Source organism: uncultured Campylobacter sp., from assembly GCF_938017775.1.
Lineage (GTDB): Bacteria > Campylobacterota > Campylobacteria > Campylobacterales > Campylobacteraceae > Campylobacter_B.
Map to the genome: position 1 here is coordinate 31,958 of NZ_CALIIU010000022.1, position 14,442 is coordinate 46,399.

General features: G+C 46.4%; 16 protein-coding genes. 10 read left to right on the forward strand and 6 right to left on the reverse strand.

From position 1 onward, the window contains the following. Window positions 1-62: 62 nt before the first annotated feature. The 8 genes from Q0537_RS04015 to Q0537_RS04050 all read left to right on the forward strand — a co-directional run bounded on the left by Q0537_RS04015 (window position 63) and on the right by Q0537_RS04050 (window position 6,836). Entirely contained in the window at window positions 63-1,382 is a 1,320-nt protein-coding gene (locus Q0537_RS04015; protein WP_299225306.1) for a Na+/H+ antiporter NhaC family protein, read from the forward strand. A gap of 241 nt (window positions 1,383-1,623) precedes the next feature. After that, window positions 1,624-2,067: a copper resistance protein CopD gene (locus Q0537_RS04020; protein ID WP_299225308.1), complete on the forward strand. Its 444-nt coding sequence runs from the start codon at window positions 1,624-1,626 to the stop codon at window positions 2,065-2,067. Between the two features lie 597 nt (window positions 2,068-2,664). Then, window positions 2,665-3,474 carry a transporter substrate-binding domain-containing protein gene (locus Q0537_RS04025; RefSeq protein ID WP_297943219.1) on the forward strand — a complete coding sequence of 270 codons (810 nt, stop codon included), beginning with the start codon at window positions 2,665-2,667 and terminating at the stop codon, window positions 3,472-3,474. 21 nt (window positions 3,475-3,495) lie between these two features. Then, the gene (locus Q0537_RS04030; protein ID WP_299225310.1) at window positions 3,496-4,299 is read left to right on the forward strand and encodes a transporter substrate-binding domain-containing protein; all 804 of its coding nucleotides are present in this window, start codon (window positions 3,496-3,498) and stop codon (window positions 4,297-4,299) included. A 65-nt stretch (window positions 4,300-4,364) separates the two neighbouring features. Beyond that, a complete protein-coding gene (locus Q0537_RS04035; RefSeq protein WP_299225313.1) occupies window positions 4,365-5,168 on the forward strand; it encodes a transporter substrate-binding domain-containing protein in 804 nt (267 codons plus the stop codon). A 15-nt stretch (window positions 5,169-5,183) separates the two neighbouring features. Further along, window positions 5,184-5,987: a transporter substrate-binding domain-containing protein gene (locus tag Q0537_RS04040; protein WP_299225315.1), complete on the forward strand. Its 804-nt coding sequence runs from the start codon at window positions 5,184-5,186 to the stop codon at window positions 5,985-5,987. 21 nt (window positions 5,988-6,008) lie between these two features. Next, on the forward strand, window positions 6,009-6,515 hold the full coding sequence (locus Q0537_RS04045; RefSeq protein ID WP_299225317.1) for a hypothetical protein: 507 nt from the start codon (window positions 6,009-6,011) through the stop codon (window positions 6,513-6,515). A gap of 18 nt (window positions 6,516-6,533) precedes the next feature. After that, complete coding sequence (locus Q0537_RS04050) at window positions 6,534-6,836, forward strand: hypothetical protein (RefSeq protein ID WP_299225319.1); 303 nt, start codon at window positions 6,534-6,536, stop codon at window positions 6,834-6,836. A 106-nt stretch (window positions 6,837-6,942) separates the two neighbouring features. On the opposite strand, the gene Q0537_RS04055 is transcribed toward Q0537_RS04050, so the two are convergent. The 6 genes from Q0537_RS04055 to Q0537_RS04080 all read right to left on the reverse strand — a co-directional run bounded on the left by Q0537_RS04055 (window position 6,943) and on the right by Q0537_RS04080 (window position 11,820). Continuing rightward, the gene (locus Q0537_RS04055; RefSeq protein WP_299225321.1) at window positions 6,943-7,116 is read right to left on the reverse strand and encodes a hypothetical protein; all 174 of its coding nucleotides are present in this window, start codon (window positions 7,114-7,116) and stop codon (window positions 6,943-6,945) included. A gap of 60 nt (window positions 7,117-7,176) precedes the next feature. Beyond that, a complete protein-coding gene (locus Q0537_RS04060) occupies window positions 7,177-7,380 on the reverse strand; it encodes a hypothetical protein (protein WP_299225323.1) in 204 nt (67 codons plus the stop codon). Window positions 7,381-7,528: 148 nt separating this feature from the next. Then, complete coding sequence (locus tag Q0537_RS04065) at window positions 7,529-8,467, reverse strand: D-2-hydroxyacid dehydrogenase (RefSeq protein ID WP_299225325.1); 939 nt, start codon at window positions 8,465-8,467, stop codon at window positions 7,529-7,531. 579 nt (window positions 8,468-9,046) lie between these two features. Next, a complete protein-coding gene (locus Q0537_RS04070) occupies window positions 9,047-10,231 on the reverse strand; it encodes a glutathionylspermidine synthase family protein (RefSeq protein ID WP_299225327.1) in 1,185 nt (394 codons plus the stop codon). Window positions 10,232-10,600: 369 nt separating this feature from the next. Continuing rightward, entirely contained in the window at window positions 10,601-11,188 is a 588-nt protein-coding gene (locus Q0537_RS04075) for a UPF0323 family lipoprotein (RefSeq protein WP_297996142.1), read from the reverse strand. After that, window positions 11,185-11,820, reverse strand: coding sequence for a DNA-binding protein (locus Q0537_RS04080; protein WP_299225329.1), 636 nt, complete (start codon window positions 11,818-11,820; stop codon window positions 11,185-11,187). The genes Q0537_RS04075 and Q0537_RS04080 overlap by 4 nt, the downstream gene beginning before the upstream one ends. A 278-nt stretch (window positions 11,821-12,098) precedes the next feature. On the opposite strand from Q0537_RS04080, the gene Q0537_RS04085 reads away from it, so the two are divergent. Both Q0537_RS04085 and Q0537_RS04090 read left to right on the forward strand, forming a co-directional pair. Then, window positions 12,099-12,722 carry a TetR/AcrR family transcriptional regulator gene (locus tag Q0537_RS04085; RefSeq protein WP_297897019.1) on the forward strand — a complete coding sequence of 208 codons (624 nt, stop codon included), beginning with the start codon at window positions 12,099-12,101 and terminating at the stop codon, window positions 12,720-12,722. A gap of 335 nt (window positions 12,723-13,057) precedes the next feature. Continuing rightward, a complete protein-coding gene (locus tag Q0537_RS04090) occupies window positions 13,058-14,398 on the forward strand; it encodes an FAD-dependent oxidoreductase (protein ID WP_299225331.1) in 1,341 nt (446 codons plus the stop codon). Window positions 14,399-14,442 lie beyond the last annotated feature (44 nt).

Here is a 14,442-nt window from a genome sequence, read left to right on the forward strand (position 1 = left end):
GATTTTAGCAAAATTTAGCCCTAAATTCTATATAATTGCAAAAATTCCAAAAAAGGCAAAAGATGCTTACCAATCCCGTATTTATCAGTATCTGTGTGATGTGCGCGCTATGCTTGCTGAGGTGCAACGTAATGCTTGCGATCCTAATCGGCACGATCTGCGCCGTGCTCTCAAGCAAGATCCCGCTGGGCGATGCCATAAATTTATTCATAAACGGCAACCCCGAAAACGCCGGGAGCCTCGGCATGGGCGGAAATTTAGAAACCGCACTTTCGTATCTGCTGCTAGGCGTCATCGCAAGCGCGATCTCAAAGACCAACTTAACGGCGATCTTGGTGCGCGCGGTGGCAAATTTAATCAGCGACAAAAAATATATCTTTATCTTTTCGATCGCCTTCTTTGCGTGCTTTTCACAAAATTTAATCCCCGTGCATATCGCCTTTATCCCGATTTTGATCCCGCCGTTAGTCAAGATCATGAACTCGCTAAAGATCGACCGCCGCGCCGTAGCGTGCGCGCTGACGTTCGGCTTGCAGACGCCGTATATGGCGCTGCCGCTGGGATTCGGACTTATCTTTATGGGGCTAATCGAAAAAAATATGAACGCAAACGGCATCGCGGTAAGCCTTGGCGACATATCAAGCGTGATGTGGCTAAGCGCCGTGCCGATGCTCGTGGGTCTCATCCTAGCCGTGATCTACTACCGCAAGCCGAGGGAGTATGCCGAAACCAAACAGAGCCTGGATGCTCATTTTAGCGAGCTTAAGATGGGTATGCGCGAATGGGGTGCGCTAGCGGGCATCGCGGTGTGCTTCGCGGTGCAAATTTGGATCAAATCCCTTCCGTTTGCCGCGCTTAGCGGAATTTTGGTAATGCTTGCGAGCAAAGGCATCGAGTGGAAGAAGCTGGATAGCGTATTTGACGAAGGCGTGCATATGATGGGCTACATCGCGTTTTTGATGCTGATCGCTGCAGGATACGGCACTATCTTAAAAGAAACCGGCGGCGTGAATGAGCTGGTGCACGTAGCGAGCACTTTAAGCGGCGGCAAGCTCGGCGGTGCGCTGTTGATGATCGGTATCGGACTGCTAGTGACGATGGGCATAGGCTCGAGCTTCGGCACGATCCCTATCATCGCTACGATATACTGCCCGCTAGCCGCGCAACTGGGCTTTAGTACGGCGGCGACGATCTTTATCATCGGCGTGGCCGCGGGTATCGGCGATGCGGGCTCGCCTGCGAGCGATAGCACGCTTGGACCTACCGTGGGGCTGAATATCGACGGCGGGCATAGCCACATCTGGGATACCTGCGTGCCGACCTTTATTTTCTTTAATATCCCGCTGATCATATTCGGCATAATCTTTTCGATGATGCTTTGAAATTTTATAAAATTTAGCCGCGCGGTGATGCCTGTAAATTTATAAATTTACGAGCGCGTTCATTTTTAAATTTAGCCGCGCGACTTTACTTTTAAATTTGCCTGCGCGATTTTGCCAAAATTTATTTGCGTCGCTCGCACGATCGGCTTAAATTTAACCGCTCGCGGCGCGTTGATAAAAATCATTGCTAAAATTTAAAATTTCGCATAAAATGGGCGAAATTTCATAGCAAGGAGCGGTGGTGGAGCAAATTTATCCTTACGTGCAGATCGTCCATCTTATCTGTGCCATTATCTTTTTGGGCTACATATTTTTCGACGTCGTGATTTTTATGCGGCTTAAAGGCGCGCTGGGCGCGGATTTTGAGCGCATTAAAAAGGCGATCGGCTCGCGCGCGATTAAGATCATGCCGGTTTGCCTTTTTACATTGATAATTACCGGCGGAATGATGATGAGCCGCTGGGTCGGAAGCGCTAATGGCGGGTATTTCGGCACGCCGCTTCAAAAAATCTTTATGCTAAAAGTCACGCTCGCGCTCATCGTCGCCGTGTGCGTAGCGATAAATTTAAGCTGCCGCGCGATGGGAAGGCCTGCGTCTGAGTTTTTGCGAGCAAATATCCACAAAATCGCCTTTGTATTCGGATTCATCATCGTGCTTTGCGCCAAGCTGATGTTTGTAGTATGATTTATGGCGCAAAATTTAGCGCTGGCGGCGTGACTTTTATCGCGAAATTCTGCAGCGTGGCAAAGATTTAATTTTGCTTGCTTTTAAAATACGACGCTTGCTAAAAATTTTAAAATTCCGTTTTGCTGGGCGGAGCGTATAAATTTAAGAATTTTAAATTCTTCTATGTCTGCGCTAAAGCGCGAAATTTTAAAATTCCACTCCTTTTTTGTGCTGTTTTGCCAAATGCAACCTGCAAGATTTAATCTCATAAAATTTTAAAATTTCATCGCGAGTTTTAAAGCGCTCATAAAATTTCTCACCCAATTCTGCAGCTTTAAAATTTTGTAAAATTCTAAAATTTTAAAAATTTTAAATTTTACTGCTAGGACGCGGATGAGAATTCTAAAAAACTCGCGCAAAATCGAAGTAAACAATGAAAAAGCGAATTTATTTGGCGACTTTACTTACTATTTAATAATCATTAAAGATATAAAAAGCTAAAATTGCTTTTCGCCTGCGGGCGAATTTAATGTCTGCTTGCCATTCGCGCGGGATTTTGAGGTTTCCCGTAGCCGTGGCAATGGTTTTGAAATTATTTATGAGAAAGGAAAAAAGATGAAGAAATTTCTCTTAAGTCTGCTCGTCGCAGCTTTGGCCAGTAGCGCGCTTTGCGCAAGATCGCTCTCCGAGATCAAAAGTAGCGGAGTGCTTAGAATAGGCGTTTATGACGCACAGCCGCCGTTTAGCAAGATAGAAGACGGCGTGCATCAGGGCTTTGAGGTCGATATGGCAAATGCCATCGCTAAAGATATGCTTCCATCGGGCGGAAAGGTGGAGTTTACCTCCGTGCTTGCAAATCAGCGTATAAAATTCCTACAAGAAGATAAGGTGGACGCAGTTATCGCAACTTTTACCGTAACTCCGGAGCGCGAGAAGCAGATCGATTTTACGACCCCGTATTTTAGTGTCAATATAGGCATTTTGACCCGCATCGAAGATAAGATTAAATCCCTAAACGATTTACAAGATAAAACTATTTTAGTTCTTAGCGGCGGTACTGCAGAAACATACTTTGAAAAGCAAGGCTATAATATCGCTAGATGCGATAACGCAAACGCCTGCTATAAGGCGCTAAAAGCCGGACAGGGCGACGGGTATGCCGATGATAACTTAGTCGTGCTGGCTTATCCGGTATTAGATAAAAAGGTTGAAGTAAATATCAAAAATTTAGGCACTTCGGATTTCTTAGCCATCGGCGTGAAAAAGGGCAATTCGGAGCTTTTGGATTTTCTAAACGGCGAGCTAATCAAGCTAAGCAAAGAGGGCTTTTTCAAAAATTCGTTCGATAATTTTATCGAGCCTTACTACAAAGGAACTGCAGAGAAAAAGTATTTCTTGCTAGACGATCTTTATAGCTTGCTGTAATTTTTAAAGGGGGGGGGCGCTATGAAAAAGATAATCCTAGCATTGATGCTGGCTGCGTGTTCGCTTTTTAGCAACACTTTGACTCAAATCAAAGAAAAAGGGGTTATTCGCATCGGTATAGATGGCTCGTCTCCGCCGTTTAGCGTCGCTAAAGTTGGCGAATATAGCGGCTTTGAGATACTCTTAATAGAAGGGCTTGTTAAAGAAATTTTCGGCGATAAAGGCGGCAAGATAGAATATGTCGTAACGGTAGGCGATGATCGCATAAAAGCGGTGCAGGATAACAGAGTCGATTTAGATATCGCGCTTATCTCGGTTACGAAAGAGCGTGAGAAGCTGGTAGATTTCTCCGATCCATACTTTAGCGTAAATATCGGCGTGCTAACTCGTAGCGACGATAATATCAGAAAGGTCTCCGATCTAAACGGAAAGACTATATTGGCGCAGCCCGGCACTACTGTGTTTGATTACTTTACGAAACAGGGCTATAACGTAGTACCGTGTGCGAGCGCGAATGAATGCTTCAATGACCTAAAATCGGGTAAGGGTGACGGATACGCAGATGATAATCTGCTTGTGTTCGCTTACGCTGTAGTCGACCGCAAAGTCGAAGTAAATATCAAAAATTTAGGCTCGACGGACTTCCTGGCCATCGCGGTGCAAAAAGGCAATACTGAGCTGCTTAACGCGGTAAATGCGGGACTAATTGAGCTAAGTAAAAAAGGGTTTTTTACAAAAATTTTTGATGAGAGTATTGAGCCTTTTTATAAAGGCACCGTCGATAAAAAGTATTTCTTGCTGGACGATCTTTATAGCTTGTTTTAATTTAAAGTGGCGATGGACGGAATTCTATTCGCTGGCAAAATTTTAGTAAAATTTAAAGGAATTTTATGAAAAAGATTATATTTGCGTTGCTAATCGCTTCGTGTTCGTTATTTGCTAACTCTTTAGCGCAGATCAAAGAAAAAGGACTCATTCGCATTGGGATAGACGGCTCACTGCCGCCGCTTAGCGTCTCCGAGGATGGAAGATATAGCGGTTTTGAAATTTCGCTTATCGAAGAGCTCGTGAAAGAAATTTTCGGCGATAAGGGCGGCAAAATCGAATATGTCGTAACTCTAGGCAATGATCGTATCACAGCCGTGCAAGATAACAAGGTCGATTTGGATATCGCGGCGATTACGGTTACGAAAGAGCGCGAGAAACTAGTGGATTTTTCAAACCCTTACTTTAGCGTAAATATCGGCGTACTAACCCGTAGCGATGACAATATCAAGACAATAAGCGACCTACAGGATAAAGAAATTTTAGCTGAACCGGGCACTACGGCTTTTGATTATTTTAATAAGGAAGGCTTTAAAGTTATCTCATGCGCTAGTTCTAGCGAATGCTTCCGCGCGCTAAAATCCGGTCGCGGCAGCGGCTATGCGGACGATAATATGGTAGTTTTGGGCTATTCGGTCGTAGATCGCAAGGTAGAGGTAAATATCAAGAATTTAGGCACGTCGGACTTTTTAGCTATCGCGGTGCAAAAAGGCAACGATGACTTGCTAAACGCCTTAAACGACGGGCTTGTCAAGCTCAGCAAAAATGGCTTTTTCAAGAAAATTTTTAACGACAGCATCGATCCTTTTTACAAGGGCAAGGCTGAGAAAAAATATTTCTTGTTAGATGATCTTTATAAAATGTTTTAATTCAAAGGACAAAATATGAAAAAAATTCTACTAAGTATTTTGCTGGGTGTTGGCGCGCTTTGCGCTAATTCCCTAGCAGATATCAAACAAGCAGGCGAAATTCGCATAGGCTTGCAAGATTCCCAGCCTCCGTTTAGCTTCGATGATAACGGCACGCTAAAAGGCTTTGAGGTTGACTTGGCAAACGAGCTAGTTAAAAATCTATTTGGCAATAAAAAGATTAAAATCGACTTTATCGCCGTAGCATCTAAAGATCGCGTCCCCTCGCTAGAGCAAAATAAAGTAGATCTCATCATATCCAAGCTTACCGTCACAAAAGATCGCGTTCAGAAAGTCGATTTTTCTTACCCGTATTATTCAGTGCAAATTGGCGTGCTAAGCCGTAAGGATGATAATATTTCAAGAATAGATCAGATCGCGCATAAAAAAATTCTAAGCGTTAAAGGCACAACTGCCGAGGAGCACTTCAAAAACGCGGGCTATGAGATTGCGACATGTGCCGACGCGAATGAGTGCGTCGCTAGGCTAAAGGCTGGCGAGGGCATAGGCTTTGCCGACGATAATACGGTCGTACTCGGATACGCTAGAAACGACGCCGCACTTGATGCAAAAATCATCAACCTCGGCAAGGTAGATTATATCGCCGTTGCCCTATCTAAGGGCAATACCGAGCTACTTGATGCGGTTAATAGCAGCCTGGTAAAAATGTATAAAGCGAAATTTTTCCATAAGGCTTTTGACGAGGATATCAAGCCATACTACGGTGGCAAGATCGATAAAAAGCACTTCACGCTCGATGAGGTTTATAGCTTGTTTTAGGCTATAAAAAAGGAGTTAAAAATGAAAAATAAAACATTTATATTAACGTTTTTTATAAGCGTTTTTGTTTGTTTAAATTTGAACGCCTATGAGGTTAATTCCGATGTCTTTCATAAAGAAAGAAATGATACTACTAAAGAAAAAGTAGATTGCTCCGATCCTAAAAATAGACCTCGCGCGATTGCTGGAATTTTAGTAGGGGGTAAGAAAGAATGCTATTTAACTGCCGAGCAAGCCAAGCGTAATCTTGATGGCACTATCGGACGTAACCCAGTAACGGGCAAAGTAACCTCAAAAGCAAAGCTTTTGGGCGGAGATAAAGCGACTAATAATCTTGAAAAAGCGCAGATGGATTATGGTAAAAAAAAGGTTGAGCTAGAGGAAGCGGAGAAAATTTATGCCGAAGACGCTAGCGTTAAGAATTCCCGCCGCGTAGATAAAGCACGCAAAGCCTTTGAAAAGGCACAAAACGATCTAAAGGCGGCAGAAGAGATTAAAGAGAAAGCCGATAGACGCAAGGGCGAATAATAGTGTAAAAGGTAAAGAATGTTTTACGAGCTAAAAAATAAAGATAGGGTTATTTTAAAATTTGAAGTCGGCGCAATACAAACGCGAGCTTTAGGTAAAGAGATTGAAGAGCAGACGATACTAAACGTATCTTTATTGGACGACAATCTACCTATGGCTATCGATAAAGAGGATTTAAAAAAGTCTTTGAAATCGTGGATAGATAATAGAAAAATCCCTGAAAATAGAAAATTTGTAAGAAGCGTCGTGTCCTCTTACGCCGAAGAGGGTAAAAACGATTTTATGGCTTATGTAAAGGTATCTTTGGCTCTTAGCCTTTAAAGGACACGATCTATGCTTAATAACGCTAATTTTAAAGTTGCCGATGATGAATTTAATAAAATCGCCTCTTTGATTGAGAAAATTTCAGCGACAAATTTGCGTCGCGCTACGTTGATATCATAAATTCATCTTCATGCGCCGCTGTCATATGCGCCGTAAAATTTTCGCTATCGCTGTCCGTGCTTTGTAAAATTTCAACCTTAGCCGCTCTAAAGAAGCGGTAAAAGTTGCCGAGCCCATGATCACATTGAGGCAAAAATACATAGGGCTTCATTTGCATGAAATTCTAAGCGGTAACTCGGATTTGAATCTCACGGAATTTCAAAAGCGCCGCACGGCTTTAAGCGTGTAAAATTTCAAGACGTTGCAAGCCCGCGGAGTATGATTTTGGCGCCGCCGTCACGCTAAGAACCGCAAGTATCCGCTCGCAAGGCGCGCCTCTGTTAAATTTTATATCCACAGGGCTTGCGGGCGTATTTGTCAGTCTGTCGCTTAGGTAAAAATTCAAATCATGTTGTAGCGTTAAAATTTCAAACCCCGCCATATTTGCACCGCGAGAATTCCAAACTTGCGGCTTATTCTGCTATTCTACAAAAGAGTTATACCTACACTGCGAATAAAATTTTAAACCTTTTCGCTGTAGGGTCGCAATCTGCTCCTCGCGGACGAAATTTTAGATCGCGCTGCAAGAGCTACGCTTCTGCGGAGGCGAGAAAATCCCTAATATTCTGCGCGATCATTTTTATTAGCCGTTTGCGGGCCTCGATGCTCGCCCATGCGATGTGGGGCGTGATGATGACGTTGCGGCGATTTTTTACTCGCAGCAGCGGATGATCCGCCCTCATCGGCTCTGTTTGCAGCACGTCAAGCGCCGTGCGCAGGCCTCGCTCGTCCACGGCGCGAGCCAGCGCCTCCTCGTCCACGATGCCGCCGCGGCCGAAATTCATCAAGATCGCCCCCTCTTTCATCTTTGCAAGCTCCGCCTCGCCGATCAATCCCGCCGTTTTTTCATTTAGCGGAGCGTGGATCGAGATGATGTCGCAAGCTCTCAAAAGCGCGTCCAGGCTCACTCTGGCAAACTCGCCGTTATCGTTCGCGCCGCTGGTGGAGTAGTATCTCACGTTCGCGCCGAACGCGGCGGCGATGCGGGCGACCTTTGCGCCGATCTGTCCAAGCCCGATGATGCCGAACTCTTTGCCGTAAATTTCGCTGATGGGCGCGTCAATGTGAGTAAAAATTTCGCTCTCGCACCATTTGCCGCTGCTGCCGTAATCTGCGTAGTATCCGAGCGCGTTGGTTAGCGCAAACAGCGACGCGAATGTCTGCTGCACGACGCTGTTCGTCGAATAGCCCGCTACGTTTTTCACCGCGATGCCGCGAGCCTGCGCTGCCTGCATGTCGATATTATTCGTGCCCGTGGCGCTTACGCAGATCAGCTTAAGCGTGGTTTGCGCCATGATCTCATCCGTGATTAGGACTTTGTTGGTGATGACGACGTCCGCGCCGGCTAGGCGCTGTGCGGTTTGCGCGGGCTCGGTCATCTCGTAGCTTTCAAACTCGCCCAAGCCTGCGATCTCGCTAAGATCGGCATCGCCTCCAAGCGTCGCGGCATCCAAACATACGATTTTCATATTTCCCCCTTTGCGTTTTAAAATTTAAGCCGCCCGCGCGGCTAAATTTAGTTGTTAAATTCCGTCGCGCGGTCGGATCGCGGCGCTTAAGCGGTAAAATTTAGCCTCGCGAAATTTGGCTATTGCGTAAATTTGCTCTAGTGGAATTTTACTATCGCGAATTCTGTCTTCGCGAAATTTAATGCTTGCAGCGCGCGGAGCGTTAAATTTTAAAATTTTAATCCGCGCCGAAGCAATCGATAAAATTTTACCGCCGCTGAAACCTACGTCTAAATTTGAAATTTCAATTTACGCCGAAGCGAGAGATCAATTTTTGCCGCTCGCGCTTAAATTTTAAAATTTAGCTCGTATAAATCTTGCTCTGCGCGGAATTTTAGTTCGCGCCGATTTAACCTGCTCGAAATTTTATCCGCGCGGAATTTTGGTCGCGCCGTTACGTTAAATTTTACCGTAGCCTCCTAGCGTTAAATTCCGCTGCTGCCGAGCGATAAAATTTACTGCCGCGAGGGCTTTGCCACAAAATTATCGCCAAGAGCCGCCGCCCTAAAATTTCTCAAATTTTTAAAATTTGCCGCGCCGCTACTTTGCATCCTCGATGTAGTGCCCCACAAATTTTGAGAGATTATTGAGTATCTCGCCGCCCTTGCGGAAGCCCAGCGCGCAGCCTTCATAGGCGAAAAACACCCCCGCTTGGTAGCTCTGGGCGCGCTCGTCTTTGTTTAGCTCGTAAAATTCCTGATATAAAAATTTCTGATTTCCGTATTCGCCTCCGTTTTCCTCTATCTTTTTGCCGTCGGCGTCGAAAATCGCCACGTTCGCCCCCTCGCGCGCCAAAAACGGCTTTTTGATCATCTTTTTGCCGATGATCGGTGAAAAGGAGCTTTGCAGCAGCAGCGGGTGGTTCGGATACAGATCCCACAGGATTTTCATAATCCCCTTGCTTTGGAAAAGCAGCGTGTATGCGGGGTTTAGGATGATCGCCTTTTGATTTTGCACGATGTTTTTTAAGATGAGCGCAAGCTCGCCCTCCTCAATCGCGATCGCTTCCCAAGGGATTAGCTTGAACCAATACTCGTAGTTTTCGCCGTCAAAAAACACGCCCTCTTCGTCGTTAAATTCCACCTCGTCCACGTAGGCAAAGCGCGTCTTAAAGCCCGCATCCTCCGCGGTCTGCTGCAAAAGCTTCGTCGTCTTTTCGTCCTCGATGTTGCCCGCGACGCTGCTAAATAGAATTTTCCACCCCTCGTAAAATTTAGAAAAATCCTCCAGCTCGCCGTCAAGCACCACGAGCCGCTTGAAATTATCGCGCAGTGCGTCGTAGAGGTCGTTGAACTGGCTCGCCTCGTCCATGCCGTTTTCTTTCAGCATCGCCCACTGGATGATCGCCGTCTCAAACACCGCCGTTGGCGTGTCGGCGTTAAATTCTATCAGCTTGATAGGCTTGCCGTCCAGCCCGCCCGCGAAATCAAAGCGCCCGTATAGGTGCCAGTGCACCTCGTTTTCCCAGCTTTGTTTGATTAGATCTACGAGGTTGAAGGGGATACCGAGCTCGTGGAAAAGGTTATTGTCGATGACATACTGCGCGGCTGCAACAAACATCTCGTATAGCTCGTTCGCCGCTTCGTAATACGCATCCGCCTCCGCGGCGCTCACGCGCACGATCTCATCGCTGACGTAAGGGGTCTCGTCCGCGTCCGTGTGCCAGTAAAAGCCGAGCCTTTCGAGATATTCGTTGCTTAACGGCGTTATCTTTTTTAGTTGCATTTTTATCCTTTTTTTAAAATTTTAATTCATTTGCGCCGCGATCTTTGTGGCTTTTGCGAGCTTTTGATACGCATACGGCTTCGCGTAAATTTAAAGCGCGCAAGGCGCACGATAAAATTTAATCGGCGTAGATTATCGCGGCGATCGTGCGTAAATTTAAGCCGCTCGAAAAGATGCTCGCGGTTAAATTTAAACGGCACGCAGACGGTGCGGATCATGCGCGGCAGAAGCGATGAAATTTAGCCGAATTTTGCAGCGCGTTTTTGAAAAACCTGCGTCAAATCAATGCTAAATTTGGCGCAAATTTTAAAATTCTACGCGCTAAATTTAACTAGCCGTGCAAAGCTGCCGTTATATTTCAAAGCGCGCTTAGCCGCCGAAAAATCCGCCGCTCTTGCCGCTCTTGCTTCCGCCGAAAAACCCGCTCTTGCCGCTTCGCGCCTTGGCGTTTTGCTGCTTTGCTTGATTGAAGCTATCGACGCTTCTAGAATATGCGCTCGGGCTTTTGTAGGCGGTTTGGCGCTGGCTTTGATAGGCGGGGTTGTTAAACAGCTTGCCACCGATCCACGAGCCGATGATGGCGCCCGCGGCGCTTGCCAAGATCGCTTCGCCCAGGCTCATGCCGCCGCTGCTAAGCTGCGCGTTTTGGTTCGTTAAATTTGAAGTGCCGGCGTCGATTTTAGCGTTTTCTTCGGCTAGAAGGGCTTTAGTCTCCTCATCGCTTAAAATTCTCTCCGTGCCGTCGAGCGATTTTAGGATGATCTGGGTTTTTTCGCTCGGAAATTCCTCTAAAATTTTATATTTTCCCGGCGCGACCTCTTCGAGCCGCACGAGCGCGCCCTCTTGTAGGCGGACGTTTTGCTCCTGCCCCCTATCGTCGCAGCCCGCTAACGAGCCTGCCATAACGAGCCCGAAGCCGCTTACCAACGCATAGCTAGCGATTTTGCGTAGTTTCATTTGGATCCTTTCAGTGATTTTATATCTAGGCTTTGATTTATCAAAAGCTCGTTTCCCTCGACGCGGATAAACTCGCTCTTGCCGATGTTTTCGATGATTAGGCTTTGCGCTTTGAGGCGCTTTTTGCGTTTGAGCGATTTTACGAATTTTGCAAGGCTCGTCCATTCGCTACGATCGAAGGTTTTTTCTTTGATTTCGACATCGTAGGGTTTGGCTTCGCGGCTTTTGCTCGAAAGCAGCGGTTTATCGAAAAATGACAAAAAATACCTGAGCTTCTCGTCGCGCTCCTTATACATCAGCTTGATTTCATCTTTTGAGGCGATTAAAATTTCCTCTTTTTCTTTGTGAAGTCTGTCCTTATCGCTTTGCAGCGCTTCGATTTTACCTTTTAGCTCGGAGATTTCTTTGATGAGATAGTCGATGAAGCTTTGAGTGCCAGCTGTGCCGCCAGTACGCGTGCTTTTTGCAGAGCTTTGCGAAGCGGGCTCGCTTTGCATTTCATCATCTAAAAGCACGTAGCGCACGCCGCTGCTTTCCTCGGCACGCAAGGAATTTCTACGGATGCGGTTGTAGACGGCTTCTTTTGAAATTCCTAAAATTTCGGCTGCTTCGCCGATCGAGACTTTTTTCATACAAAGATGCCTTTTAGCGTTTTAGGTAATTATTGCTAAATTTGCCTAAAATAGGCATTAAACGCTTCGTTTACAAAGATAGATTCCGCCTTGCCGCAGCCGGCGCGCGATAAAATTCCGCTCGCTTGCGCCCGCACGATATAAAATTTCGCTTCGCTTGCAAAGCCGCGTAAAATTATTTTTTGCTAAGCTTTTAGAATTTTAGCCTAATAATGTTGCTTAATTAAGTATATTTTTTATACACTTACAAAAAATTTTAGTATTTCAAAGGAGGCGAAATGCCCGAATCGCCTAAATATAAAAAATCCGAAATTCGCTGCAAGCTCATTTTAGACGCGGCGCTGGAGCTGTTTTTAGCCAAAGGTTACGAGGCTACGAGCTTAAGCGATATTATCGAGCTTAGCGGCGGCTCGCTATCGTCGGTTTATAAGTATTTTGATAACAAAGAAAGCCTATTTTTGCGCATCATCGAACTGCAAAGCAAAAAGCTTGATGAGCGAATGAACGAGCGCATGCGAATCAACAAAGACCTAAAATTGCGTGAGTATCTACAGGAGTTTGCAGGGATTTATCTGGAGTTTCTTTTCGCTCCGGAAGCGATAAAATTCTACCGACTGATACTTTTCAGCGGCTTTAACGGAGCACTTAGCGAGAGCCCAAAAATCTTTTTAAAAAGCGGCGTACTAGGTTCGCCGAATGCGCTGGATGAGTATTTGGCGGCGCATGCGGACGAGTTTGCGCCCGGACGCACGGCAAAAAGCCTGGCGCTATATTTTTGCTTTTTACTTAGAGAGCCGCATTTTAGCAGGCTGCTATTTTTCGACGAAAAGCTAAATTTTAAAGCGAGCGAGCTAATCAAGGACCGCATCGATATGTTTTTGCTCGGCGTAAAAAAGCGCTAATGGCGGAATTTTACGGCGTAAATTCCGCGTTTTTTGCACCTTTAAATTTTATGAGCGGTTTGGGACTTGGATTTTGTAGCTTGGATTCTATCCGTTACCAAGCGCTATAAAATGCCACGTATCCCGCGCTTAAAATTTTAATTCTATTGATGCAAAATTTTTGAAACGATTAGAGCTGAAATTTTTATTTTCCGTATTAAATTCCGTGCCGTAGTTAGAATTTTGCCGTTAAATTTCGCGCCTCTTGTCTGCGCCTTTAAATTTGTGCCACTCAGATTTTAAATTTAATAAAACCTCTTATAATCCCGCGAAATTTCAGATCAAAAGGATAAAAAATGGATTATGATATCATCGTAATAGGCTTTGGCAAAGCAGGCAAAACCCTTGCCGCAAAATCCGCCGCACTGGGCAAAAAGGTCGCTCTCATCGAGCGCTCGCCGCAGATGTACGGCGGCACCTGCATCAACGTAGGCTGCATCCCGACCAAGCGGCTAGTTACGGCGAGCAAGGAAGCAGGCTTCGTAAATTTCAGCGTGCTCGGAGAGTATTTCGTGCTGAGCATGCAGAAAAAGGACGAGCTCGTAGAGGCGCTGAGGGCGAAAAATTTAGCCATGCTAAAGGGAAGCCCAAATATCGACGTAATCGACGGCGAGGGCTCTTTTGCGAGCGCCAATTCCGTGCGCGTGCTAAGTCCTGACGGACAAACGCGTGAAATTTCGGCAGAAACGATCGTCGTAAATACGGGCTCGAGGGAGGTCGAGCCTAGCTTTGAGGTAAGCTCGCAGATCGCTTATAGTAGCGAAAAAATTTTAAATTTAAAGATCCTCCCGAAGCATCTAGTAATCGTCGGCGGCGGATTTATCGGGCTTGAGTTTGCCTCGATGTTTGCGGGATTTGGCTCGAAAGTTAGCGTGCTTATGCGATCGAAATTTATGAAAAACGAGGATGAGGACGTGGCCGCCAGCGTCAAATCCGCTCTGCAGACCCAAGGCGTAGAGATTATCGAGGGCTGCGAGTTTTTGAGCTTAAAGGGCGGGGAGCTAAAATTTAACCTCGCGGGCGAGAGCGAAACGATCGCGGCGGATGCGTTTTTATACGCCCTTGGGCGTCGCGCGAATACGAATGAGCTAAATTTAGCCGCTGCGGGGGTGCAGACGGACGCGCACGGCAATATCATCACGAATGAGCATCTGCAAAGCTCGGCTGCTGGCATCTACGCAGCAGGCGACGTGCGCGGCGGCGAGATGTTTACCTACACGAGCCTGGATGATTTTAGAATCATTTTTAGCGCGCTTTTCGGAGACGGCGCGCGCACTACGAAAAACCGCGCACCGCATGCAAGCGTTCTGTTTACCCGCACGCCGCTAGCTCGCATCGGTCTTAGCGAACGCAAAGCAAGAGCGAGCGGACGCGAAATCAAGGTGTTGAAGCTTTCAATGGCGGCGGTGCCCGGCGCCAAGGTCGTAGCGCACGACGAGGGAATGATGAAAGCGGTCGTGGATGCGGCTAGCGGCGAAATTTTAGGCGCGGCGCTTCACTGCGTAAACGCACACGAGATCGTTAATGAGCTGGCGATCGCCATGGCACTGGGCGCGAAGGCGGACTTCTTCAAAAATCAAATTTTTACGCATCCTAGCATCAGCGAGGCGCTGAACGATCTTTTCGGGCAGTTTTGAGCTTTTAAACCTTTTTGCGTTTAAAGCTTTGATAGCAAGCGGCG

Bases quoted from the DNA above. Each gene is read 5' to 3' on its own strand.
- Q0537_RS04015 (WP_299225306.1), top strand. From the start codon at position 63: ATGCTTACCAATCCCGTATTTATCAGTATCTGTGTGATGTGCGCGCTA.
- Q0537_RS04025 (WP_297943219.1), top strand. From the start codon at position 2,665: ATGAAGAAATTTCTCTTAAGTCTGCTCGTCGCAGCTTTGGCCAGTAGC.
- Q0537_RS04030 (WP_299225310.1), top strand. From the start codon at position 3,496: ATGAAAAAGATAATCCTAGCATTGATGCTGGCTGCGTGTTCGCTTTTT.
- Q0537_RS04035 (WP_299225313.1), top strand. From the start codon at position 4,365: ATGAAAAAGATTATATTTGCGTTGCTAATCGCTTCGTGTTCGTTATTT.
- Q0537_RS04040 (WP_299225315.1), top strand. From the start codon at position 5,184: ATGAAAAAAATTCTACTAAGTATTTTGCTGGGTGTTGGCGCGCTTTGC.
- Q0537_RS04045 (WP_299225317.1), top strand. From the start codon at position 6,009: ATGAAAAATAAAACATTTATATTAACGTTTTTTATAAGCGTTTTTGTT.
- Q0537_RS04050 (WP_299225319.1), top strand. From the start codon at position 6,534: ATGTTTTACGAGCTAAAAAATAAAGATAGGGTTATTTTAAAATTTGAA.
- Q0537_RS04055 (WP_299225321.1), bottom strand. From the start codon at position 7,116: ATGCAAATGAAGCCCTATGTATTTTTGCCTCAATGTGATCATGGGCTC.
- Q0537_RS04060 (WP_299225323.1), bottom strand. From the start codon at position 7,380: ATGGCGGGGTTTGAAATTTTAACGCTACAACATGATTTGAATTTTTAC.
- Q0537_RS04065 (WP_299225325.1), bottom strand. From the start codon at position 8,467: ATGAAAATCGTATGTTTGGATGCCGCGACGCTTGGAGGCGATGCCGAT.
- Q0537_RS04070 (WP_299225327.1), bottom strand. From the start codon at position 10,231: ATGCAACTAAAAAAGATAACGCCGTTAAGCAACGAATATCTCGAAAGG.
- Q0537_RS04075 (WP_297996142.1), bottom strand. From the start codon at position 11,188: ATGAAACTACGCAAAATCGCTAGCTATGCGTTGGTAAGCGGCTTCGGG.
- Q0537_RS04080 (WP_299225329.1), bottom strand. From the start codon at position 11,820: ATGAAAAAAGTCTCGATCGGCGAAGCAGCCGAAATTTTAGGAATTTCA.
- Q0537_RS04085 (WP_297897019.1), top strand. From the start codon at position 12,099: ATGCCCGAATCGCCTAAATATAAAAAATCCGAAATTCGCTGCAAGCTC.
- Q0537_RS04090 (WP_299225331.1), top strand. From the start codon at position 13,058: ATGGATTATGATATCATCGTAATAGGCTTTGGCAAAGCAGGCAAAACC.